This window comes from Vibrio sp. 779(2023), from assembly GCF_033344285.1.
GTDB classification, from domain to species: Bacteria; Pseudomonadota; Gammaproteobacteria; order Enterobacterales; family Vibrionaceae; genus Vibrio; species Vibrio alginolyticus.
The window spans coordinates 1-1,077 of sequence record NZ_JAWPOM010000207.1 but is presented as its reverse complement, the minus strand read 5'-3'; the positions used below and the strand labels follow the sequence as shown (position 1 = coordinate 1,077).

General features: G+C 48.8%; 2 protein-coding genes. One reads left to right on the top strand and one right to left on the bottom strand.

Annotation, left to right across the window (positions count from 1 at the left end; all coding sequences use genetic code 11):
* On the top strand, positions 1–711 hold a 711-nt coding region (locus tag R8O70_RS26120; RefSeq protein ID WP_318184576.1), incomplete at its 5' end, for an MATE family efflux transporter.
* A gap of 94 nt (positions 712–805) precedes the next feature.
* Here the strand turns inward: R8O70_RS26120 and R8O70_RS26115 are convergent.
* A partial coding sequence (locus tag R8O70_RS26115; protein ID WP_318184575.1) for a 6-phosphofructokinase occupies positions 806–1,077 on the bottom strand: 272 nt, incomplete at its 5' end.

Genomic DNA, 1,077 nt, shown 5'->3' with positions numbered 1-1,077 from the left:
TATGTGCTGGTTAAACGCGAAAAACTGCTCGCACAACCTCAATGGGCCTCATTGAAACAAGATTGGCAACAGACATTAAAAATTGGCACCCCTGCAGCGCTATCCAATGCGATGAATCCGTTGTCGGGCGCGATTTTGATGATGCTGCTATCTAGCCACGGCACGGCAGCGGTGGCAGCTTACGGCGCTGCGCAGCGTATTGAGTCGATTCTGATCTTAGTGTTGATGTCGCTGACCTCCGCACTCACGCCATTTATGGCGCAGAACTTAGGGGCAAAAAATCCTCAGCGCGCTTTCTCTGGTTTGTTTCTCAGCATGCGTTTTGCTGTGGTGTTCCAAGGTTTTATCTTCTTGATGATGGTGCCATTGAGCATTCCTTTAGCGGCGTTATTTTCACAAGAAGAAACTGTGAAGAATCTGCTTTGGCACTATCTACTCGTGGTTCCATTTAGCTATGGTTTCCAAGGTATTGTGATGATGTTGGTGAGTGGGCTGAATGCGATGCACAAGCCGCTACGCGCTTTCCAATGGAGCTTCATGCGTCTGTTCGTGTTTACGTTGCCTGCTGCATGGGTTGGCAGCCAAGTGTACAGCATTGAAGGCTTGTTCATCGGTATTGCGCTGGGCAACACACTAGGTGGGCTGCTGGGTTACATGTTCGCGTTGCGCGAACGTAAATTGACGCTGATTGAACAAAACAGCGCTTCGTAAGATTCTACCCGATACATCAGCTTCCTTTCGCTGATACTCAACTACCAAAAAACCGCGGAAAGCCGCGGTTTTTCTTTATCTATTTCAAGCTTGCTTAGAACAGTTCTTCAGCAACTTTGTATAGATCGTTACGCACTGGACGCTTCATGTTTTCGATCGCATCGATGATGTCGTGGTGAACAAGTTGCTCTTTCACGATACCGACACAACGACCGCCATGACCTTCAAGCAGTAGGTGAACAGCGTAGTTACCCATGCGAGATGCTAGAACGCGGTCAAATGCAGTTGGACGACCACCACGTTGGATGTGACCAAGTACTGTTGCACGAGTTTCACGACCTGTAGCCGCTTCAATGTCACGAGCCA